Here is a 21,391-nt window from a genome sequence, read left to right as displayed (position 1 = left end):
GTTCATCACGTAGCTGGTATCGGCACCGCTGTTGTGCTCGATACGCTTCAAATCCTCGGGGCACAAACGCACTTCGTCGACGTTCTCCATGTACGGCGCGAGCGTGAAGATCCACGACTGCGATTTGTCCGTATCGTGCCAAATGCCGGGAAAACGGCCCTTGTGCACGTCGGCAAATTGATGAACTCCTAGCCCGATCTGCCGCATGTTATTGGCGCACTGCGTCCGCCGGGCAGCCGCCCGAGCGGCTTGAACAGCCGGCAACAACAGGGAAACCAGGACGCCGATGATGGCAATCACCACCAACAGCTCGACCAAAGTGAACGCTCGATGAGTACGCATTAAATGTACCCGGTGCGCGCCACCCACGGCGTGGGCGAAACGCGAACCGTCCCTCGGAAATTGTGCGGAAACTCCGCTGCCTATAGCGCAGGCAGCAGATGCCAAAGAGAATCTAGACCTGGCAGTCCGCAGCCGGTGGACCACGCGGAGCGTGAATCAGCAGAAGGGTCGACGAAGGTGTCGACGTGTAGAGGCTTTTTTCCGCGGTGCTGTGATTGCACAGCTCCAGCACCATTGGTCCTGTTGCGCCGCCGACCTTTACCTTGGCCAGCAGTGCACACACCACGCAGGTGTTAGGGTTGTGGTTGCCCGAATCGGGACTGCCGAACGCGGGGCCATCGGTGTCCGCTCCGTCGGCCGGCGTAGCCTCTGGTACGTGATGGCATAGTACGCACGAACAAGAGTCGGTGGTCGACTCGGTCACACACTCCGGATCGCCGCAAGGCAACAACGCATGCAGCCCATGCCCACCCACGGCCACCAGGCCATAGGTTAGCACCAAGAGCGAAGCGATAAATTGCCGGGTGCGTGACATAACGCAGGGGGGCGGGGAGGGGTTCAAAGCGGAATTCGACCGAATACCGTAGGTTATCAGGCCGCCCGGGTCGGGTCAATGTTGAAGGCTTTATTAATTGCGTGGGTTACGCAGGTTCGCGCAGCGCAGGGGGTGTGCGATACTGGTGACCCCCGCCTTCCTGGATGCCCACCCGCCTACCTCCATGGCCAAATCGCCCGCCCAAATAGCGATTGCACTCTTGCTGGCGGCCGTCTACGCGATCGTAGGAAGCACGGGCGAGTCGTTGCACTACATGTTCAGCGGAGCGGCGGCACCGACTGCGTCGACCGCCGGCGAGCCCCAGCAGCGTCAGGGCTACTTCCACTGCCACGGCCCCGACTTTCACTGGCACCACCACAGTTGGCTGGTGAAGCAGGAGGAGGCCGATCCCAGTGCCGCACAATCGACGCGCGTACTGGCGAAGTTGCGTCCGCCCCACCACCCTCACGAGCCCCACGCCTGTCCCGTACTGGCCGCGGTAGCCACGTTGAAACTGGCATCGGGCCGTACGGAGCTCCTTCCTGCGGACATTCCCGCTCGTCAATTCCTCGCGCACTCAGGCGCCCAGCAGCCAGCGCGGCACTTCTTATCGCCGCATCTTCCGCGCGGACCACCGGCCGCTCCGGCGTAGCTTGTTTCTGTGGATTCTCCCCCGCCGCGCCCCAGTTGGCCTGGCGGAGGGAGCGGGATACCGTTGTCCGAGGTTGGTCATGGTCGGTGGACGATTGCGCTGTGCATTTACGTTGGTGGAACTGCTGGTGGTGATTGGCATCATCGCCGTACTCGTGGCGCTGTTGTTGCCTGCGGTGCAGGCGGCACGGGCCAGTGCCCGGCGCACTCACTGCGCGAGCAACATGCGGCAGGTTGGCCTGGCGGTGCATCAGTACGCTGATACTCACCAAGGTCGGTTTCCGCTGATGGCCTACCACAATGCCGACGACCAACAGACGGCCCAGACCTCGAAGTCGTGGATTGCGACACTGGGTCCCTACATGGAAGACGTCGACGCCATCCGGCTCTGTCCGGAAGATCGGTCACGGCTCGAGGGCATCGAACAAACGGCGACCAGCTACGCCCTGAATGGCTACCTCCGCGAACCTGACGACGTCGACACGACCGGCATGCCGCCGGTTCTGGCGGCAGCGATTCGCAAGTCGAACGAAGGTTTAATTAGTGACTTTTACGACCTTCGGGAGACGCACGCGACGCTACTGTTGTTTGAAGGTATCGCGACGAAACTGGCCCTGCACTACGATCACGTGCATTCGTATAGCTGGTTCAGCGACGTGAACCTCGCCAATCGCGGCGCGCCGCATTTCGCGGTGTTCGAGCAGGTCGAGTCCGAGGTAGCTGTCGACCGTCATGGTGGCCGCGTGGCCAACTATCTTTACGCCGATGGACACGTGGTGGCCATCGCCGAACAACAGATTGCCGAGTGGTGCGCAGAAGGCGTGAACTTCGCGTTGCCGCGGTAGCTCGCGCCGCGCGACCGCTGGGCTTGCTGTCTAACGAAACTGCAGGGGGAGCTACGCCGTGGCATCGCTCCCGCTCTGTACTCACTTTGCTTCTTTGATTGAACCATTCCTTTCGGAGAGTGTGAAAGCTATGAATCGTTTTTTGCGTAGATTGTGCGTTTGTTTGACAACTCTGGCCGCGCTGTGTGCGACCATAAGTCAAACCTGGGGTCATGGCGGAGGTGGCGATATCGCCATCTTCACCAATCACGCCCTGCAGCAAGTTGATATTGGCTTTGCCGTATTGGACGACGACGACATTTCGCAGGAAGTGTTCGATCCCACCGTCAGCGTGTTTCAAGCCGTACTGATCCCGAACACGCCCAGTACGATTCCCCCCATTCCGTACTCTTACGGAACACGGGAACCGGGATTCGACTCCGAAGAGGCGTTGCCGCCGCTGAAGACGTTGCGAGCCAATACGCTGGACCTGTGGTACTGGGACGGCGCCGGCACCGTCGACATGCAACCGGCCGCGTCGCTGGGCATCACCGGTGGGTACGCGCCTGCCTCGGATGTGACCCAAGCTACCGGTGGCTTTCATGGCCATCCCATGTTTGGCCTCGAGGGCGATGCCATTCCCGACGGCATTTACATCGCCAAGGTGACGATCAGCGTCGACACCCTGGCCGATTCGAACCCGTACTATCTGGTTACCTTGAAAAACGAATCGTTGTACACCGGCGACCCGCTGCAAGACGCCGAGCATGGCGAGATGGTGGGCGAAGCAGTGCGGGCTTACCTGGATGATCCATCGTCTGGAAGCCCCATGGTGATGGGCACCGACTATACGTTCTACGCCGACGCCGTAGTGTTTGCTCGGGCGCTTCCGGTGCCCGAGCCCGCGACCTCGGCCCTGTTGGCCTTGGGCATCGCGGGCGGTTGGCTTGTGAGTCGCCGCCGTAAGCAGCGTTAACGTTCGTTCCCGCGCCGGGGCGACCGAGCGTCGCCCCGGCCTTTCTTCATTCCCAGGGTTTAAACTGATGCGATACCTCGTAGCTTGCGCGGTGGCCACCATGGCCATGGCGTGTGCGTTGGCAGTGACTTCGCGGTGCTGGGCGCACAATGGTGGCATTCTCATTCAGTTGCAGGACAATCAGCTAGCGATTGGTGCCGACAGCGAAGTGCAGGGAGTGCCGCCCGACCTGTCGGCCCGCGTGTTCACCTCGCTGCTGAGCGACGAGTACTACACCCAGTCGCTGCCATCGTTTCTCTCGCGCAGTCCCGCCCCGGCCAGCACTCAAGAGATTCCCCCCGGCACCAGCTTGTACTGGGATTTCCTACCGATGAACATCGAAGGTTCGGTTTCCAATCTCTGGTATTGGTCCGGCGCTGGCACCACGCCCGAGAGTGTGCGCTTCACTCAGCTGTCGCAAGACGGCCTGAACCTGGGGCTGTACAACGTGACCGACACGGGCGACAACCGTCAGGCGGTGGTGACCGGCACCACCGAGCGGGTCGAGGGTGGTCTGTTGGGCGTCACCGATACCTTTGGCGACGCGCTGCGCCTGCATCGGCACAACTACTTTGTGCTCGACGACGGCGATGGCGTCGTGCCGACCAATGTACCCGAAGGGGTCTACCTGATTGCCATGCAGCTCCGCATGGAGGGCGTCGCGCCGTCCGATCCGTTCTTCGTCGTGGCCGGCACCTACGATTTGATCAGCACTTCGATCGAGTCGTTGGACGCAGCGGCCCTGTGGGTGGAGCAGAACCAGCAGCTGTTAGTTCCCACCGGCGACTACAACTTCGATGGACTGGTCGACACGGAGGACTACTCGGCCTGGAAGCAGCAATTCGGCTCGACGGGTCCATTTCCCAGCCAGGGCGTTTATGCCGACGGCAACCGCGACGGTGTCGTGGATCTGGCCGACTATACGGTATGGCGAAACTACCTGGGGGCCGCACCCGCAGTGGGCAATTCCCTGGCCCACGGTGCGGCGACCGTGCCCGAGCCACCCAGTTTGGCCGGGTTGGCCATGGTTCTGGCCGTTATGGGGGGCCAACCGTGGCACGTCCGCCGGCGCGCTACTACACTTCGGTGAGCCGAGCGAGTCTGCTTCGCCCCGGCAAATTCGCCTCCACCCGGATCCTTACCAGGCTGAACCATGAATCTGCACGCGGCAGTAAGCTCCTTTACGCTGACCATTGCCATGACGCTTCCCTCGTTTGCTGCTCCCCCGGCCACGCCCAAACGTCCGGTTACCGACACCTATCACGGCACCCAGGTCGTGGACGAGTACCGTTGGCTGGAGGATTGGGAAGACGAAGAGGTTCGCGAATGGAGCGAGGCGCAGAATGCCTACGCCCGATCGATTCTCGACGCCTTGCCGGGCACCGAGCAGCTGCGCGAGCAGGTGACCGCCATCATGACGGCCAAGACCGCACGCTACGGGGGCGTTGCGTACGCGGGCGGCGACTGGTTCGCCATGAAGAACCAGCCACCGTTGCAGCAGTCGTTTCTGGTGGTGGCTGATTCGCCCACGCATGAAGACGACGTCCGCGTATTGGTCGATCCCAACGAGATCGACGAGTCGGGCGCCACGAGCATCGAATGGTATCGCCCGTCGCACGATGGCAAATTGGTTGCCGTTTGCATGGCGATTGGCGGCAACGAAGTGGGCGACGTCCGCGTTTACGAAACGGCCACCGGCAAGCAGCTCGCCGACGAGGTCCCCCGCGTCAACACCGGCACCGCGGGTGGCGATTTGAGCTGGGCGGCGGATGACAGCGGGTTTTACTACACGCGTCACCCACGCAACGACGAGCGGCCGGAAGAGGATATGAACTTCTATCAGCAGGTTTACTTCCACCAGCTCGGCACTCCGACCGAAGACGACCGCTACGAGCTGGGCAAAGACTTCCCCCGCATCGCCGAGACGCGCATCGAGGTCGACAAGGCAACCGGCCGCTTGATCGTCACCGTGCAGAACGGCGACGGCGGTGAGTTCGCCCACTACCTGCGCGACACCGATGGCAACTGGAAGCAATTCAGCGAGTTTGGCGACCGCACCCTACAGGCGGAGTTCGGCAAGCACGACGACATCTATATTCTCTCCCGAGCCGATGCTCCCCGCGGCAAGCTGCTGCATATCGCCGTCAGCGAACTTGGCACGGACGAGCCGGAGGTCATTCTGCCCGAAGGGAAGGACACGCTGGTCGACAGCTTCTGGGGCGGCGGTTCGCTGCTGCCGGGCGAGGACCGTATCTTTGTGGAGTACCAACTGGGCGGACCCAGCGAGATTCGTGTGTTCGACCTGGAAGGTAAACCGCTCGAAGCGCCGGCCCAGCCCCCCATCGCGTCAGCGGGTGGCCTGCGATGGGGCCCCGATGGTTCGGTGCTGTTCTCGGCCGGCTCCTACACCACGGCCAACGCAACCTATCAGTACTATCCGTCCAGCGGAGTGACCGCGGTAACCGACTTTCGCTACGAACTACCGGTGTCGTTCGACGATGTCGAGGTCACGCGCGAGTTCGCCACCAGCAAAGACGGCACCAAGGTGCCCGTGAACCTGCTTTACCCCCGTGGGACAAAGCTCGACGGCACGAACCCCTGCCTGATCACCGGCTACGGCGGCTATGGCGTGAGCCTCACGCCGCACGCCAACTCGCTGAATCGCATTCTACTCGATCACGGTTTTGTGGTCGGCGTCGCGAACATTCGTGGCGGTGGCGAGTACGGCGAAGAGTGGCACCTCCAGGGTAATCTGACCAACAAGCAGAACGTGTTCAACGACTTCGCCGCCGTGTTGGGGCATGTGATCGATCGCGGTTACACCAGCAGCGAGCATCTCGCCATCGAAGGTGGCAGCAACGGTGGCCTGTTGATGGGGGCCGTGATGACGCAGTACTCCGACCTGATGAAGTGCGTGGTTGCCCACGTCGGCATCTACGACATGCTGCGGGTGGAACTCTCGCCTAACGGTGCGTTCAACATTACCGAGTTCGGCACCGTCGAGAACCCCGAGCAGTTCGAAGCACTATTGGCCTACTCGCCATTGCACAACGTGAAGGATGGCGTCGCCTATCCGCCCGTGCTGTTCCTCACCGGCGCGAACGATCCGCGGGTCGACCCGATGCAGTCCCGCAAAATGACCGCCCGCCTGCAAGCCGCCAACACCAGCGGCGGTCCCACGCTACTACGCACCAGCAGTAACTCGGGCCACGGCGCCGGCACCCCCCTCGACGAGCGGATCGAACAGGAAGTCGACGTGCTGGCGTTCGTGTTTGATCAGCTGGGAGTGAAGGTCAACGACGGACAGTAAACGTTGACGGCGTTCCAATAGCCGAGCAGCTGCGCGCCTCGTCGTGCAACGATAGGTCCAGTCATGAAAATAGCCCCGAGCACAAGTGCTCGGGGCTATTGAGTTTACTTCGATTGCGATCGGATGGATCAGATATCCAGGGCGATCTTTTCTTCCTTAGCCGCCTGGCGGAGCTTGCTGAGCGCCCGCATTTCGATCTGGCGGATGCGTTCCTTGGTCACACCGAGTTCCGCGCCCACTTCCTTCAGGGTCTGGGGTTCCTGGCTGTGATTCAGACCGAACCGACCGATAATAATCTTCTGCTCGCGCTCGTCCAGCTTGCGAAGGATCCTTTCGATCTGTCGCTCGCGATGGTTTTGCGCCGACTCTTCGATCATCGGGTTGGCACGCGATTCCTCGGTGGCCGCGAACAGCTCGTCGTGGCTGGTACGGAAGCGATCGCGATGCTTGAACTCGCCCGGAATAGTCCGTGCGAAGTTCTTCATGATCGCCCACGTGGCGTACGTGCTGAACTTGTTTCCGCGGGAGAAATCGAACTTCTCAATGGCCCTGAGCAGCGACATGTTGCCGTCGCTCACCAGTTCGAAGAAGTTCTGATCCGGTGTGACGTGCCGCTTGGCGATCGATACGACCAGTCGCAGGTTGGCCCGTGCGATTTCGTTCTTGGTGCCGACGATTTGGTCGTACAGCTCCTCGATTTCATCGAGCGTCGCGGCCTTGGGGTTCGACGGGTCGAGTGAATCACGCAGCTTCGACGCCTTGTACTTCAAGTAGTTGTACTTGCGGAACAAGTGCGCTTCCTGCTCGCGCGTCAGCAGCGGCATCTCGTACAGGCTCGCCAGGTAGGGCGGCAGTCCGCTGGGGACCTTCGCCTTGCGGGTAGCCTTTTCGGCTTCGGGCATCTCGCCCAAGCACGCCGCGTCGGCACCCTTGCGGCCGAACCGCGGGTTGGGGATGAAGTCGAGCGGCAGATCCGCCACTTCGTCCATGCGCACTTCGTTGATCACCCTGTAAATGGTGGTCTTGGTGCGGCCGTACTGCTTCATCAGCTTTTCGATCGGCATGCCGCGGCGATACTGCTGGAACAGTCGCTTTTTCTGGCCCGCCGTGAGTGGGGCCTTGGCGTCGGGGAAGATCGCCAATTGCGGATGCTCTTTGTCGAACTGGCGAATGGTCGAACGGATCGTCTCGACGCTCCGTCCGGATCGCTCGGCCAGTCGCCGTGAGATCTCGCTCTGGCAGGCACCACCGCTCGCCAGGTGGCGGGCTGTGCTGATGATGTCGTTGCGTTGCTCTTCGGTAAGTTGGCTGAAACGGGCACCGCGCGAAACGCGTTTGCCGTTGCTCTTCACGAAGCGGTCGACACTGCTCCGCAGGAAGCCCACTCGCTTGCGGCCGTCGAACACGAACCGGCGGCTTACCAGGCCGAGTTCACGCCACCGCGAAATGGTTTTGGTCGAGACATTGAACTGTCGCGCGAGTTGCTCGACAGTCAGTACCTGCTCGCCCGCCGCATCCGCTTCCAGGTCGATGGAGTCGGAGAGGTCTTCGATGAACAGCCGTAAGTCGCGCATCAGCGACTCGCCGGTCATCTTGGCCTTGATGTCTTCGGCGCCGGCCTCGGGACGGTAACCAGTCACCCGGTAGCAGACGAACTCGTAGGTGTACGTCTTCTCGGGATCCACGTCGGCAATAAGTTGTTCGGCCGCTTCGACCTGCTGCAAGCGCTTGGCGCGTGGAGCGTACTTCACCTGCTGGTCACGCAGGCGTCGAATGGCGTCGGATTCATAGTGGCGATGCATATGTCACCCCTTTCTGCTGTCGCCGCCTCGGTCCGTACACTCCATGCGATTGCTCGCAGCTAGTACCTAACTTCTCTAGCCCCGTACGTAGGTCCGATCTGGGTTCAGGTTCCTTTGTGTTTACTGGGTTCGCTGGCAAAAGGTTTTGGGAAAAGCGGCCGCCTCTGGCACATTAGTACTTCGGGCGAGACGCGACAATCTTGGCCAATTTGGCTTCCGTATTCCGCCAATCCGCGGCGGTCAAGGTTTGCTAGCCACGGTGAGGCCGTACCTGTTGTACGCATTAAGACGGAATTGGGTCGAGAGAAAGTTCGCGCAGCTAACGGTTTTTCTTCCCGAAAAGTACTGCGGGTTTCGCGACAGTTGGATGTAACGTCTTATCAAATATAGCGTTACGTGTCTTGGAAGGGAGGAAATCCATGGGCGGAACGTGGATTTTTGCAGCCTCTCAACTCCGCCTATTTTCACAACCGGCGAAGACGGGCCAGCAAATTGAACTTTCTTTGCTTCAATCGTCGATGAACCCGACAGGTTTCAATTTTTCGCTCTTCCACCCACTGACAGGGAAGTCGCAGGATGGTCCGACGACGCTTTGTAAGCACGATTCTCGTAACCGCACTCGCGATGTGGGGAACCGCACGGCTGGGTTCGGCGGAAGAGGCCATCCGCCTGACCGCGGCCGCACCGTCGGGCGAGATCCAAACGGTCTCTATCGAGGTCGAACTGGGGGGCGAGCTCAAGCTGCCCGCCACCGACGATGCCGACGTCGACACCACGCCTGCGATCGCCGCCGAGGCCAAGCTCGTTTACGACGAGTCGCAGTTGCCGGGCGGGACACCGCGGAGCGTGCGGTACTACACCTCGGTCGAGGGCACGGCGAACGTCGCGGGGCGCGAGCGGCCGCTGGCACTACGCGGTTCGCGCAAGCTGGTCATCGCCACTCCTAGCTCCTTGCAAGGCGTGCAGGGACCGCTGGATCGCGACGAACTGCAACTGCTGAGGACCGCGGCCGATTCGCTGACCGTTGGCGGCTTGCTGCCAGGACGGACCATCAAGCCGGGCGACACCTGGGAACACGAACCCGCCGAGATGCAGACCCTGTTGGGCATCGACTCGGTGGGCGTGTGCGAGGTAACTAGCGTGCTGATCGAGGCCAACCAGCACTATGCCCGCTGCCAGGTGGCAGGCACCGTGCATGGTGTGACCGACGGAACCAGTGTCGAACTGGAGATCAACGGAATCTATCTCTTCCGCCGGGCCACCGAAGAAGTCTCGCACCTGAACCTGGCCATACGTGAGACGCGCACCATTGGCCCCGCCACGCCAGGCTGCACCACCGTGACCAAGGTCCGCATGAAGCGCGAAGCGGCCGAGGACTCGCCACTGACCGCCGACATGATCGCTGCGGCCCAACGTGCCGACATCGACACCTCCGTGGCATTGGAATTGGCTAGCGACCGCTTGGGCTTCACCACCTCGGTCGATCCCCGCTGGTACGTGACGGGCAGCTACGGCGACCAGCTCACATTGCGCCGGGTCACGCCCGAGGGACTCGTGGCGCATGGCAACCTGGTTCGTCTCGATCCCAAGCCGCTCGATGCGGCCTCGGCACTGAGCGAATTTCGCCGCGATGTGATGGTGTCGCTCGCGGACAACTCACCAAGCCTGAAGTCGGAGTCGCAGTGGGTCAACCGGCACGGCTGCCGGGTGATGGCCATCGTGGCGGTGGGCAAGGTGGAGGACGTGGAGGTCGAGTGGCACTGCTTTCAAATCGCCCCGCCCGAGGCCAAGGCCGACCTGCATCGCCTGGCCCTGTCGCTGATGGTGGAAAGCGGACAACTGGAGCGACTTGCCGACCAGGACCGGGCGCTGATCGAGCAGTTGTCGCTAACCTCCACCGGCACGCAACAAGCTACCCGTCCGACGCGGCAAAGGTAGCGACCACCATTGGCGATTCTGGTATGCTGTGCGGAGTGATCGCTGCCTCCTTTCCTCCGCTAGAGCTTGACTTCTGCCATGGGTACCACTGCCAAAAACGTGCTGGGACAGCCGCTGCTGCCTTGTTGCACCGATCCGATGACGGGCTTCTACCGCGATGGTTACTGCCATACCGGCGGTGGCGACAGCGGTGTGCACGTGGTGTGCGCCGAAATGACGGAGGAGTTTCTCGCGTTCAGCAAGAGTCGCGGCAATGACCTCTCGACCCCCATTCCAGAGTTCAGCTTTCCCGGACTGGTGCCGGGCGATCGCTGGTGTCTGTGCGCGGCCCGTTGGAAGGAAGCCTACGACGCCGGCATGGCCCCGCCCGTGGTGCTCGAGGCGTGCCACATCTCGTCGCTGGAATTCGCCAACTTGGCCGAACTCAAAGAACACGCCATCGCCAAGTAGGTGGTCGTCTACTCGGGCTCTGGTTCGGAGTGTCCCAGCGTTTTGTCGGGCGCGATAGCGTCGCGCACAAGACCTTTTAGCACCTTGATGTCGGGGAATCCGCCGTCGTCGGCCCGCGACCACAGTCGCTTGCCATCGGCGTGGATCTCGAACACCCCACCGCTGCCTGGCACCAGGGCCACTTCGCCGATTTCGTCCTGGAACGTGGTAAGCAGTTCCTGGGCCATCCACGCGGCGCGGAGCAGCCAGCGGCATTGCGTGCAGTAATGGATTTCGACGCGGGGAGTCATGGCAGGGGCTCTGGTCGCACGAAGGTGTTGGAAAGGACTTCGTGCAATTGTAGCGTTGATTCGCGGGAGAATCTCTCGACGAACCCGCCACCCTGCTCGCTGCTAGAGCGCTTTCATCTTTGGTGTTCCGGTTTGGCTTGTTGTGTCGGCCCGCTGCTTTGTCGGCCTGCATCGACGAATAGCAATTCGCCTGCTTCGGCCTTCGCGCAGCGGACCAACACCACGGCGCCAAACCAGCACACCAATTCTGAAAACGCTCTAGTCCGCCGGATCAAACGGCAGAGACGACTTGTGAACACACAGGCGAAGCTTGCCGTCCGAGCCGCGGCGGAACACAAACGTCTTGTCGACCATCGCCTGCTCGCCCTTGGCGTCGGTCAGGTAGACGTTGCCCATGGTGATGGCGACATCGCCGTGAATCTGAACGCCGTTCTCGCTGGCGTTGTTGTCGTAAGTGACTTCGGTCCAATTATTCAAGGCGAAGCCCGAATCTTCGGGGTAGCTGTCGTCGCCACCGACAAAGTACGAGATGGCTCCTTCGCGAGTCGGCCGGAAGGTGTTCTTTCCGAAGGCCAAGGTTGGCTTGAAAAAGACTTTCCCATCTTCGTAATCGTACAGGTCGTCGATCAACTGGGTGGCGACAGCGCGATAATCGCCGTTGGCCTGGTGGACCTTACTGATTTCCACCAAACCATCGCACCACGCCTGCTGGGCGGCGTTGACTTCGGCCACGGTGATAGGCGGTTGTTCTGTCGAATCGGCACTGGCAGGGGAGAGACATCCCAGCAGGACCACCATCGCGAGGGTCGCACCAAAGACACTCTGCTTCGACAGGGCAATCGATACCATCATGACGATTTCCATCTTCTCGAGTCAGTAATTGAAAAGGCCGTACGCCGGCAGACAGCGAACTGAATCGTGTCTGCCCGGAAAGCCTAGTTCTCGAGGCCGCGGATGCAAGCGGCAATGGAAAGAAACCTCAGCCAGGATGGTTCCAGCTGGAGCGGTTAAGCGCTATTTCCGCTTGTTGCTGCCACCGGTCGCGACCAACCCCGAAGCCTTCGACTCGGTACTGGTGCTCTGAATGGGCGTCTGCTTGTCGCCGTCCTGGATGTACGGATCGCGTGCCTGCTCTCCATGGGCCGGTTGGTATTCGCGAACCCAGATGTTGCGATAGCGAACCGGGTTGCCGTGATCCTGCAGCGAGATGCGACCCTTGGGTCCGTGCGCGGTGTAGCTGGGCGGGGCGTGGTAGAACGTGTTGCCCTTTACTGCCAGGTGGTTGTGAATCAGTACGCCGTTGTGCACCACGGTGATGTAGGCTGGCGAGACCAACTCGCCCGACTCGTCGAAGCGCGGGGCGGTCCAGAAGATATCGTAGCTGTTCCACTCGCCCGGCTTGCGCGTGGCATTCACCGCCGGCGGTTTCTGCTTGTAGATAGCGCCGGCCTGACCGTCGCGGTAGGTTTCCGTGGAGTAGGAGTCGAGCACCTGTACTTCGTATCTTTCCATCAGAAACACACCGCTGTTGCCACAACCTTGGCCGCTGCCCTTGGGCGGATTGGGGGATGACCATTCGATGTGCAACTGACAGTCGCCGAACTGCTGCTTGGTACTGATGCCACCGCCCCGCACAGTGGCGACGCCGTCTTCGATCTCCCATTTGTCGCCATTGTTCCAAGCGTCGAGGTTCGAGCCATCGAACAACACCACCGCATCGGACGGAGGATCGCTGTCCTTCTCGCCCGGCGTGATCTTGGCTGGTTCGTCCCACGCGATGCCGTTCTGATACTCCTCAGCCACCGCCGGCAGGACCAACACCGCGAGCAACAAACCGCAAACGGACAATGACAACTTGCACATGTTGACTGTTCTCCAGGTAAAACAGAGGGGCGGCTCCTGGCCGCTGGATGGATCGGAAAGGAAACCCCATTTTAGTGACGAGCCGAGCGGGGTGCCACACTTGCGGCGAAGGGCCCGTTGCGGCGAAAATAACCTCCCCCGCATCCGCTTGCGAGCAAAAGGAGATGGAGATGCTGGCAGAGCAGGTTGAACAGCATAAACAGGTCTACACGGACAAATATGTCTCCGTGGCCACCGATCGAGCCGAACTGGCCCGGTTTGCCGGGTTGGTGGGACAGGTCAAAACCGTGAACATGAGCGATCGGGCGCTGGTCGAGTGGCTCGATTACCACCACAACATCGGCTGGTACGATATCGCCCTTTCGGACCTGAAGGTCGTCGATAAGCCGGCTGGACTCGAAGCGAAGAAACCGGCCGCTGCCGCTAAACCGGCGGCCAAAAAGCCGGCCGCCAAGGGACTGTCGCCGCTGGAGCAGTTGCGGCAGAAGGGCGCCGCCAAGGGCAAATCTGCCCCCGCGGCTAAGCCAAAGCCAGCAGGGCTCTCGCCACTCGAGCAGTTGCGACAGCAGGGGGCGGGCAAAGCAGCCAAGCCCGCCAAGGCGAAGAGCGAGGGGCTGTCGCCCATCGAGCAACTGCGGCAGCAAGGCGCCGGTAAGTCCGCGAAACCCGCTGCGCCGGCCAAAGCCAAGACGGAAGGTCTTTCGCCCATCGAGATCCTGCGGCAGCAGGGAGCCAAGAAGTCCGATCAGCCCGCCAAGCCAGCGAAGCCCAGCACCGAGGGCCTCTCGCCCATCGAAATCTTGCGTCAGCAGGGCGGCAAGAAGTCCGACAAGTCCGACAAGCCCGCCACGCCGGCCAAGCCGAGTACCGAGGGCCTCTCGCCCATCGAGATCTTGCGGCAACAGGGGGGCACGTTAGGCAAGAAGGCCGAGCAACCCGCCAAGCCAGCCGAAGCAAGCACCGAAGGACTATCGCCGATCGAGATCCTCCGCCGGCAAGGTGGCACAAGGGGCAAACCAGCAGAGCAACCGGCCGAGCCCGCCAAGCCGAGCACCGAAGGGCTTTCGCCCATCGAGATTCTGCGTATGCAGGGTGGTACAAAGTCGGCCAAGCCAGCGGACACCACAGCCGATGAGCCGGCAGCCGAACCTGCCCCAGCGGATCCGTCGAAGATGACGACCGCCGAGATCATCGCCCACCTGCGGTCGCAGGGCGGCTAGCGCGAAGCAGCTGCTACACCACCAACAGCTTCTCTTCCGAAGGTTGCGGCGCAACCGTCAGCTGTTGGGGACCATCGTCCGTCACGGCGATGGTGTGTTCGAAGTGCGCGCTTGGCCTGCCGTCGGCGGTGACCTGGGTCCAATGGTCCTTTAGCATCTTGACGCGTTTGGTGCCCATGTTCACCATCGGCTCCACGGCAATCACCAGGCCCGGTTCGATGCGGAAGTCGCCCGTGCCGCGGAGCGCGCGGCCTAGGAAGTTGGGCACCTGTGGGTCTTCGTGCATTTGCCGACCGATGCCATGGCCTACGAAGCACTCGACGGTCGAGAAACCGTTGTCCGAGACATACTCGGCCATCTCGCGAGCGATCTGGCTCCACTTGCTCTTGGTGTGCATCAGCTCGAACGCCATGTCGAGCGTGCCTTTGGTCACGTCGAGCAGCTTTTGCACATCGGGATCGATTTCGCCCACGGCGTAAGTGACGGCCGCGTCGCCGCACCAGCCATTGATTCGCACCCCGGTGTCGAGGCTCAGGATGTCGCCTTCTTTGAGTGGACGATTATTGGGGATGCCGTGCACCACTTCTTCGTTCACGCTCATGCACGTGACGGCGGGGAAGCGAGGTTTGCCCCGATTGTGGTGCGGATAGTTCTTGAAGAGGGGCTCGCCACCGAGCTTCTCGAAGTAGGCCTCGATTTCGGCGTCGATCGCGGCGGTTGTCACACCAGGCTTCACCATTCGCCTGGCGATCTGGTGGGCTTGCCACACGGCCAAACCCGATCGCCGCATCTTGCCAATTTCGCGTTCGCTCTTGAGATGGATCACCGGTCGTGGAGGGGTGGTGGCCAGCGGATGCCAACCGGGGTTAGTGCCTGCCGCGCGGGCTGTTTCGTTCTGGAGGGGCGTGCTTGCCGGACTATACTCAACCTACCGCCGCGAAACCGGCGATACGAGGGCTCCTACTTCACCGATTTGACGGCCGCGAGGATGGCATCGTATACGCTGTCCATCGATCCAGCGGCATCGATCGACTGAAGCAGCATTCGTTCCGAGTAGTACTTTACCAACGGCGCGGTTTGGTTTTCGTAACTCTGCAACCGTTGTTGGATAGTAGCCATGTTATCATCACCGCGGCCGCGTTTCATCAACCGCTTGAGCAATTCTCCCTGCTCGATCACCAACTCGATCACAACGTCCAGTGGTGTGTGCCGCTGTGCCAGCAGTTGGTCGAGCGCCTCGGCTTGCGCTAAATTTCGAGGAAAACCGTCGAAAATGCAGCCTGGCCCGCAATCGTCCAACTGCGTGCGGTCGGCGACAATCTCCAGCACCACCTGATCGGGCACCAGTTGGCCATTGTCCAAATAATCGGCCACCAGCAGCCCCAGATCGGTGCGCCGCGCCCGCTCGCCACGCAACATCTCCCCCGTCGAGAGATGGGCGATGCCCAATTCGCCGGCCAGTTTCTGCGACTGGGTTCCCTTGCCGGCGCCGGGAGGGCCAAGGAAGACAATTCGCATGTTGACTTGTCCTCCACAGCGATAGGATTGCATCGACCAACGGCCGACGAGCGGTGATGCTGGCGGCCTGTCGGCGGAGAACGCCACGGACCGCCACAAAACGGACCTCTGGGTCAGTTACCCTCGAGCAGGCCTTTGTAGTTCCGCATGACCAGGTGGCTGTCGATCTTCTGCACCAGGTCGAAGGCCACGCTCACGGCAATCAGCAGACTAGTACCACCATAGAACATGGCGATCATGTAATCCACGCCCAATGCTTCGGAGATCACCGTCGGGATAATCGCGATTAAAGCCAAGAAGCCCGCACCCACGTAGGTGATGCGAATCATCACCTTCTCCAGGTAGTCGGCCGTCCGCTTGCCTGGACGATAGCCCGGGATGAACGAGCCAAAGTTCTTCAGGTTGTCGGCCATGTCCTTGGGATTGAACGTAATGGCCGTCCAGAAGTAGCAGAAGAAGTAAATCAGCAGCAGGTAGCACAGATTGTAGAAGAACTTATCGGGGCCCAGGGCATCGAGCAGCCAGCCGATGCTTATCTTCAGCCAACTGGTATCTGGCCAGGTGGTCAGCAGCGAGTTGACCTGCTGAATGACGATCTTGGGGAAGATCAACAAGCTGGAGGCAAAGATAATCGGCATGACGCCCGCCTGGTTCACCTTCAGCGGCAGGTACGACTTCTGCCCACCCATGGCGCGGCGGCCGCGAATGTGTTTGGCGCTTTGCATGGGAATGCGCCGTTGCCCCAGCGTGATGAACACCACGCCCACCACCACGGCCACGAACATGGCGGCCAGCAATAGCAGTTTCTCGGGGCCGATGCCGTTGGTGGTGCCCAGTTCGGGTTTGAACTGCTGCAACAGGTTCCAACCGGCGGCCGGCATGTTGGCCAGAATACCTGCCATGATGATCAGGCTGATACCGTTGCCGATGCCGTACTCGTCGATTTGCTCGCCGATCCACATCAGGAACACGGTGCCGCAGGTCATCGTGGCCACAGCGACTAACTGCCAGCTCAGTGGCAGGTAAGGGTTGCCGTTGGCGTCCATCGCCAGAAAGCTTTGGTCAACGAAGCCTTGTCCCACCACGAACGAGCGGAGGAAGAACCAGCTTTGGAAAACGCATAGCGCCACCGTGGCGTAGCGGGTGTATTCATTGATCTTCTTGCGGCCGGTTTCGCCTTCCTTCTGCAATCGCTCGAGCGAAGGAATCACGCTGCCGAGTAGCTGGAAGATAATCGAGGCCGAAATGTACGGCATGATGCCCAGACCGAAGATGGTGATCTGGTCGAGACCGGCGCCGGAGAAAGTGGATACCGTGGCCAACAATTGCCCCAGACCGCCTTCGCTGCCGAAGTTATTGACGCGTGTCGGATCGATGAATGGCAGTCGAATTTGGAATCCGAGCCGATAGACCGCCAGCATTCCGATAGTGAACAGAATTTTGCTGCGGAGCTCGGGAATCGTCCAAACGACACGTAGTTTCTTCCACATGGCGGAGGTTCTGCCTGGGTGGGTATTCGGTAGGTTGTGGTGCTTAGGGGCGGCGGATCAGTATGTCGCCACATGTCGTAACTATCGACAAATAAACGACTAACTGCAAGACCACCTGAAAAACAGCGAGCCGGAGACACCATCGCCTGCAGGGCCGCGGTGGAGCGGTTCAGACGGTGATGCCTCCGGCTCGTTCGTGTTCGCTAACTTACTTTTTGGCGGTCTTGGCCTGGGCCTTCTTCTCCGCCACGGGAGTCTTACCCGGCAGCGTGATGGCTTCGGCGCCCGCCTTTTCGATCTTCTCCAGGGCCGACTTGCTGAAGCGATGGGCGCTGATCTTCACTTTCTTGGTCAGCTCGCCGTCGCCCAGCACCTTGAGGATATCGAAACGGCCCTTCGCCAGGTTTTTGGCGGCCATGGCTTCGAGCGTCACTTCGGCGCCCGCATCGAATGCCTTGTCGATTTCGCCCAGGTTCACCACCATGACCTTCAGGCCCCAGCGGTTGTTGAAGCCACGCTTCGGCACACGGCGCACCAGCGGCATGGCACCCCCCTGGAAGGTCGGCTTCCGAGAGTGACCAGCGCGCGAGCCCTGGCCCTTATGGCCACGACCGGCGGTCTTGCCCTGTCCCGAACCGGGACCACGGCCCAGGCGTTTACGTTTACGGTACTTCTGTATCCCGCGATGGACGTCGTCCAAAATCATGATAGGGTCACTCCTCGGAGTCGCTCAACTTCCATCCGCGGACGCAGTTGCTTGAGACCAGCGATGGTGGCCTTCACTAGCGAAACGGAGTTGTTGGAGCCGAAGCTCTTGGTCAAAATGTCGTGGATGCCGGCAGCTTCGCATACCGCACGCACTGCAGCACCGGCGATTACACCAGTACCAGGCGAGGCCGGCACAAGCACCACCTGGGCGGCGCCGAACTTGCCGATCACCTGGTGGGGAATCGTGGCGCCGTCCATCGGCACCTCGGTCATGCTTCGCATGCCCTCTTTGCGGGCTTTTTCGACGCACGGCGGCACTTCGTTGGCCTTGCCATAGCCCCAGCCAACTTTGCCGTTGCCATCGCCAACCACTACCATCGCGGCGAAGCTGAAGCGGCGACCACCCTTTACCACGGCGGCACAACGCTTGATCTTCACGACGTGTTCGTTCAGTTCGCCACGTTGGCGTTCTTCTTGTACTTTAGCCACGCTTAATTGCTCCGCGTTTGCGGTTGGTAATTAGGTGAGTAGGTAAGTAAATGAGCCGGTACTCTGCCTCGACTAATTACTCACTTACTAACCTGCTCACAGGATTCTCATTCACGCTTGTTTAGACTCATGGCGGGTTGCCCACCACGACACCACTTAAAACTGCAATCCGGCCTCGCGAGCCGCGGCGGCCAGGGCGGCCACACGACCGTGATACTTGTACGAGCCACGATCGAAGCACACGGTTTCGATGCCAGCTGCCTTGGCACGTTCGGCAATCGCCTTGCCAACGGCCGTAGCGGCATCGGTGTTGCCACCATACTTCACCGAGCCCGACAGGTCCTTGTCCATTGTCGAGGCGCTGACCAGCGTCTTGCCCGACAGGTCGTCGACCAATTGGGCCGACATGTGTTTGTGGCTGCGAGTCACGCACAGTCGCGGACGCTCGGCGCTGCCACGCAGACGCTTGCGAACGCGAAACCGCCGGCGATTCCGCTGCTTGTAAATGGCTTTGCTGTGTTCCATGGATCAAACCCAGATAGGGATCGCTTGTCTCTATGTTTGTAACTACTACTTCGCGCCAGCTTTACCGGCCTTGCGACGGACCTGCTCGCCTTCGTACCGAATACCCTTGCCCTTGTAAGGCTCCGGCTTGCGTACCGCACGTACTTCGGCGGCGAATTGGCCAACCTTCTGCTTGTCGGTTCCCTTGACCACCACGTGGGTCTGATCAGGGCAGGTGACGTCCAGTTCCTTGGGAATCTTCTTGTGGATTTCATTGGCGAAGCCCACACGAAGTTGCAGGGTGTCGCCCGCAATGGCTCCCAGGTAACCGACGCCATGAATCTCGAGCTTCTTCTCGTACCCGTTGGTGACGCCTTCGATCATGTTGGCGATGATCGAGCGGGTCAGGCCGTGGTAAGCGCGAACTTCGCGAACGTCGCTCTCGCGGGTGCAAACGACTTCGTCGCCGTTCACTTCGACCTTGATCTCAGGACGCAGGTCGTAGGTCAGCTTGCCGAGTTTGCCCTCGACACTGATCGTGCCGCCCGACACGTCGACCTTTACCCCACTGGGAATCGCGACTGGTTTCTTGCCAATTCTGGACATGATTAAAGCTCTAAGCTATTGGCTATTGGCTCCAAGCTGATGGCTCATCGCCCACAGCTCACGGCCCACAGCTCCGTTACCAAAGTTCACAAAGTACTTCGCCGCCCAGCTTGCGTTGGCGGGCTTCTCGGTCGCTGATCACACCGCGGCTGGTGCTGATCACCGAGATACCCAACCCATTGAGCACGGGCTTGAGTGTGGCCGCACGGGCGTACACTCGGCAGCCCGGCTTGCTGACCCGCTTGATATGGCGGATTACGCGCTCACCGTTGGGGCCGTACTTCAAGTCGATGTGCAGTTGTTTCTGCGGGCTGTCTTCGGACTGCACTTCGTGCCAATCCCAGATGTAACCTTCGCGCTTAAGCACTTCGGCCAGACCACATTTCACTTTCGACACCGGCAGCGTCACCGTAGGCCGTTCGATGCGAACAGCATTACGAATGCGGGTGAGCATATCGGCGATCGGGTCGGTCATCATCGCGCCACGGGCTCCTGATGTTTAGCGTAATAGTCGTAAGTCGTAAGCGAGAAGTCAGTTCTAACGACTTACGTCTTGTGCCTTTTTTACCAACTAGCTTTGCGGACGCCGGGAATCTGGCCCTTGTCGGCCAGGTTCCGGAAGCAGATCCGGCAGATTCCAAACTTGCGATACACAGCACGAGGACGGCCACAAATCTGGCAGCGATTCTCGCGACGCGTGCTGAACTTCGGCTCGCGGTTGGCTTTGGCGATTTTGGATTTACTTGCCACGAATGTCAGTCCTTAAGAGGGATATCTCTTGGTAAGGATTTCGATGTCTATGCTTCGACGTCCGGCCGTTTGAACGGGAAGCCGAACGCCTTGAGCAATTCCCGCGAATCGTCGTCCGAGTGACCGGAGAAACAAATCGCGATGTTCATACCCTGGCTGCGGGTGTACTTGTCGGGGTTGAGCTCCGGGAACACCAGGATCTCGCTCAAGCCCAGGCTGTAGTTGCCGTTGCCGTCGAAGGCGGTGTCGCTCAGGCCGCGAAAGTCACGCACCCGAGGCAGCACCAGGGAAATCAGTCGGTCGAGGAACTCGTACATCCGAGCACCACGCAGGGTGACCTTCGCGCCGATCGGCATTCCCTGGCGAAGCTTGAAGTTCGCCACGCTCTTGCGAGCCTTGCAGATCAACGGCTTCTGGCCGGTGATCTCGCCCAGGGCACTCACTGCGTCTTCCAGGTTCTTCTTATCGCTGATCGCACTGCCAACACCCATGCTGACGACGATCTTTTCGATCTGCGGAATGGAGTGCGGATTCTTGCGACCCAGCGACTCGGCTAGCGCCGGACGGATCTCCTGTTGGTAGGTCTCCGCCAGGCGTGGTAATGTTGCAGTGGCCATGATTGGGAATTCGGTAGTGCTGTTCGGTATGGGGGTCGGCAGCCATTGGCGGCTGGGCCGCAGTGATTACTTCTTGGCGTGGGTGGGTCGTGGCGGGGCGATTTGCCCAACCGACGTGCCGCACTTCCGGCAGAATCGCTCTTTGCTTCCGTCGTCCAGGAAGCGGGCACCCAGGCGGACACCTTTCGAGCAGCTCGTGCAGTAGTACATCACGTTCGAGATGTCGATCGGCATCTCCTTCTTCAACCGGCCACCCTGGGGGTACTTCTGGCTGCGGCGAACATGCTTCCAAACCATGTTCACACCTTCGACCAGGGCCTTGCCCGCGGCACGATCGACCTGAATGACCGAGCGAACCTTACGGGTGCCATCGTCTTCTTTGACGCCGTCGCCACCGGAGATCACGACGACGTTGTCACCTGCTTTGATCAACATGGGATTCAATGCCTAATGGCTAGTGGCCGGTGGC

At 60.6% G+C, this 21,391-nt stretch carries 24 protein-coding genes and 1 pseudogene; 8 read left to right on the top strand and 17 right to left on the bottom strand.

Going from position 1 to position 21,391, the window contains the following annotated elements:
- Positions 1 to 84: 84 nt before the first annotated feature.
- A pseudogene (locus NG895_RS19475) lies at positions 85 to 342 on the bottom strand (type II secretion system protein); the annotation flags it as partial.
- 112 nt (positions 343 to 454) lie between these two features.
- Positions 455 to 877 (bottom strand): hypothetical protein, encoded by a 423-nt coding sequence (locus NG895_RS19470; RefSeq protein WP_252854198.1) that lies wholly within the window; start codon positions 875 to 877, stop codon positions 455 to 457.
- Between the two features lie 184 nt (positions 878 to 1,061).
- Between NG895_RS19470 and NG895_RS19465 the strand changes: the two genes are divergently transcribed.
- From NG895_RS19465 to NG895_RS19445, 5 genes are all read left to right on the top strand, one after another.
- Positions 1,062 to 1,529 (top strand): hypothetical protein, encoded by a 468-nt coding sequence (locus tag NG895_RS19465; RefSeq protein ID WP_252854197.1) that lies wholly within the window; start codon positions 1,062 to 1,064, stop codon positions 1,527 to 1,529.
- Positions 1,530 to 1,608: 79 nt separating this feature from the next.
- Positions 1,609 to 2,373, top strand: coding sequence for a prepilin-type N-terminal cleavage/methylation domain-containing protein (locus tag NG895_RS19460; protein WP_252854196.1), 765 nt, complete (start codon positions 1,609 to 1,611; stop codon positions 2,371 to 2,373).
- A 130-nt stretch (positions 2,374 to 2,503) separates the two neighbouring features.
- A complete protein-coding gene (locus NG895_RS19455) occupies positions 2,504 to 3,328 on the top strand; it encodes a PEP-CTERM sorting domain-containing protein (RefSeq protein WP_252854195.1) in 825 nt (274 codons plus the stop codon).
- A 67-nt stretch (positions 3,329 to 3,395) separates the two neighbouring features.
- Positions 3,396 to 4,457, top strand: coding sequence for a dockerin type I domain-containing protein (locus tag NG895_RS19450; RefSeq protein WP_252854194.1), 1,062 nt, complete (start codon positions 3,396 to 3,398; stop codon positions 4,455 to 4,457).
- Positions 4,458 to 4,520: 63 nt separating this feature from the next.
- Positions 4,521 to 6,677 carry a prolyl oligopeptidase family serine peptidase gene (locus tag NG895_RS19445; protein WP_252854193.1) on the top strand — a complete coding sequence of 719 codons (2,157 nt, stop codon included), beginning with the start codon at positions 4,521 to 4,523 and terminating at the stop codon, positions 6,675 to 6,677.
- A 128-nt stretch (positions 6,678 to 6,805) separates the two neighbouring features.
- Here NG895_RS19445 and NG895_RS19440 read toward each other — a convergent pair whose 3' ends face one another.
- On the bottom strand, positions 6,806 to 8,479 hold the full coding sequence (locus tag NG895_RS19440) for a sigma-70 family RNA polymerase sigma factor (protein WP_252854192.1): 1,674 nt from the start codon (positions 8,477 to 8,479) through the stop codon (positions 6,806 to 6,808).
- Positions 8,480 to 9,055: 576 nt separating this feature from the next.
- On the opposite strand from NG895_RS19440, the gene NG895_RS19435 reads away from it, so the two are divergent.
- Together NG895_RS19435 and NG895_RS19430 are read left to right on the top strand one after the other, a co-directional pair.
- The gene (locus tag NG895_RS19435) at positions 9,056 to 10,417 is read left to right on the top strand and encodes a hypothetical protein (RefSeq protein ID WP_252854191.1); all 1,362 of its coding nucleotides are present in this window, start codon (positions 9,056 to 9,058) and stop codon (positions 10,415 to 10,417) included.
- 78 nt (positions 10,418 to 10,495) lie between these two features.
- Positions 10,496 to 10,867: a DUF2237 family protein gene (locus NG895_RS19430; protein WP_252854190.1), complete on the top strand. Its 372-nt coding sequence runs from the start codon at positions 10,496 to 10,498 to the stop codon at positions 10,865 to 10,867.
- A gap of 8 nt (positions 10,868 to 10,875) precedes the next feature.
- Here the strand turns inward: NG895_RS19430 and NG895_RS19425 are convergent, their stop codons facing one another.
- The 3 genes from NG895_RS19425 to NG895_RS19415 form a co-directional block, all read right to left on the bottom strand.
- On the bottom strand, positions 10,876 to 11,157 hold the full coding sequence (locus tag NG895_RS19425) for an Rdx family protein (RefSeq protein WP_252854189.1): 282 nt from the start codon (positions 11,155 to 11,157) through the stop codon (positions 10,876 to 10,878).
- A 258-nt stretch (positions 11,158 to 11,415) separates the two neighbouring features.
- The gene (locus NG895_RS19420) at positions 11,416 to 12,009 is read right to left on the bottom strand and encodes a hypothetical protein (protein ID WP_252854188.1); all 594 of its coding nucleotides are present in this window, start codon (positions 12,007 to 12,009) and stop codon (positions 11,416 to 11,418) included.
- 162 nt (positions 12,010 to 12,171) lie between these two features.
- Positions 12,172 to 13,020 carry a 3-keto-disaccharide hydrolase gene (locus NG895_RS19415; RefSeq protein ID WP_252854187.1) on the bottom strand — a complete coding sequence of 283 codons (849 nt, stop codon included), beginning with the start codon at positions 13,018 to 13,020 and terminating at the stop codon, positions 12,172 to 12,174.
- A gap of 170 nt (positions 13,021 to 13,190) precedes the next feature.
- Between NG895_RS19415 and NG895_RS19410 the strand changes: the two genes are divergently transcribed.
- Complete coding sequence (locus NG895_RS19410) at positions 13,191 to 14,240, top strand: hypothetical protein (protein ID WP_252854186.1); 1,050 nt, start codon at positions 13,191 to 13,193, stop codon at positions 14,238 to 14,240.
- Positions 14,241 to 14,253: 13 nt separating this feature from the next.
- On the opposite strand, the gene map is transcribed toward NG895_RS19410, so the two are convergent.
- From map to rplX, 11 genes are all read right to left on the bottom strand, one after another.
- A complete protein-coding gene (gene map / locus NG895_RS19405) occupies positions 14,254 to 15,066 on the bottom strand; it encodes a type I methionyl aminopeptidase (RefSeq protein WP_252854185.1) in 813 nt (270 codons plus the stop codon).
- 134 nt (positions 15,067 to 15,200) lie between these two features.
- On the bottom strand, positions 15,201 to 15,758 hold the full coding sequence (locus NG895_RS19400) for an adenylate kinase (RefSeq protein WP_252854184.1): 558 nt from the start codon (positions 15,756 to 15,758) through the stop codon (positions 15,201 to 15,203).
- Positions 15,759 to 15,871: 113 nt separating this feature from the next.
- A complete protein-coding gene (gene secY, locus NG895_RS19395) occupies positions 15,872 to 17,248 on the bottom strand; it encodes a preprotein translocase subunit SecY (protein ID WP_252854183.1) in 1,377 nt (458 codons plus the stop codon).
- A gap of 208 nt (positions 17,249 to 17,456) precedes the next feature.
- Entirely contained in the window at positions 17,457 to 17,954 is a 498-nt protein-coding gene (rplO, locus tag NG895_RS19390; RefSeq protein WP_252854182.1) for a 50S ribosomal protein L15, read from the bottom strand.
- Positions 17,951 to 18,445, bottom strand: coding sequence for a 30S ribosomal protein S5 (gene rpsE / locus NG895_RS19385; protein WP_252854181.1), 495 nt, complete (start codon positions 18,443 to 18,445; stop codon positions 17,951 to 17,953). Before rpsE ends, rplO begins: the two co-directional genes overlap by 4 nt.
- Before the next feature lie 156 nt (positions 18,446 to 18,601).
- Positions 18,602 to 18,970, bottom strand: coding sequence for a 50S ribosomal protein L18 (rplR, locus tag NG895_RS19380; RefSeq protein ID WP_252854180.1), 369 nt, complete (start codon positions 18,968 to 18,970; stop codon positions 18,602 to 18,604).
- A 45-nt stretch (positions 18,971 to 19,015) separates the two neighbouring features.
- Positions 19,016 to 19,555, bottom strand: coding sequence for a 50S ribosomal protein L6 (gene rplF, locus NG895_RS19375; protein WP_252854179.1), 540 nt, complete (start codon positions 19,553 to 19,555; stop codon positions 19,016 to 19,018).
- Positions 19,556 to 19,631: 76 nt separating this feature from the next.
- Positions 19,632 to 20,033 carry a 30S ribosomal protein S8 gene (gene rpsH / locus NG895_RS19370; RefSeq protein ID WP_252854178.1) on the bottom strand — a complete coding sequence of 134 codons (402 nt, stop codon included), beginning with the start codon at positions 20,031 to 20,033 and terminating at the stop codon, positions 19,632 to 19,634.
- Between the two features lie 86 nt (positions 20,034 to 20,119).
- Positions 20,120 to 20,305, bottom strand: a complete 186-nt coding sequence (locus NG895_RS19365; RefSeq protein WP_252854177.1) for a type Z 30S ribosomal protein S14 — start codon at positions 20,303 to 20,305, stop codon at positions 20,120 to 20,122.
- A gap of 47 nt (positions 20,306 to 20,352) precedes the next feature.
- On the bottom strand, positions 20,353 to 20,922 hold the full coding sequence (rplE, locus tag NG895_RS19360; RefSeq protein ID WP_252854176.1) for a 50S ribosomal protein L5: 570 nt from the start codon (positions 20,920 to 20,922) through the stop codon (positions 20,353 to 20,355).
- Between the two features lie 66 nt (positions 20,923 to 20,988).
- A complete protein-coding gene (gene rplX, locus NG895_RS19355) occupies positions 20,989 to 21,357 on the bottom strand; it encodes a 50S ribosomal protein L24 (RefSeq protein ID WP_252854175.1) in 369 nt (122 codons plus the stop codon).
- Positions 21,358 to 21,391 lie beyond the last annotated feature (34 nt).

The sequence above is a fragment of the Aeoliella straminimaris genome, from assembly GCF_024054565.1.
Taxonomy (GTDB): domain Bacteria; phylum Planctomycetota; class Planctomycetia; order Pirellulales; family Lacipirellulaceae; genus Aeoliella; species Aeoliella straminimaris.
The sequence above is the reverse complement of the archived record's forward strand: the minus strand, read 5'-3'. Positions and strand labels throughout refer to the sequence as shown.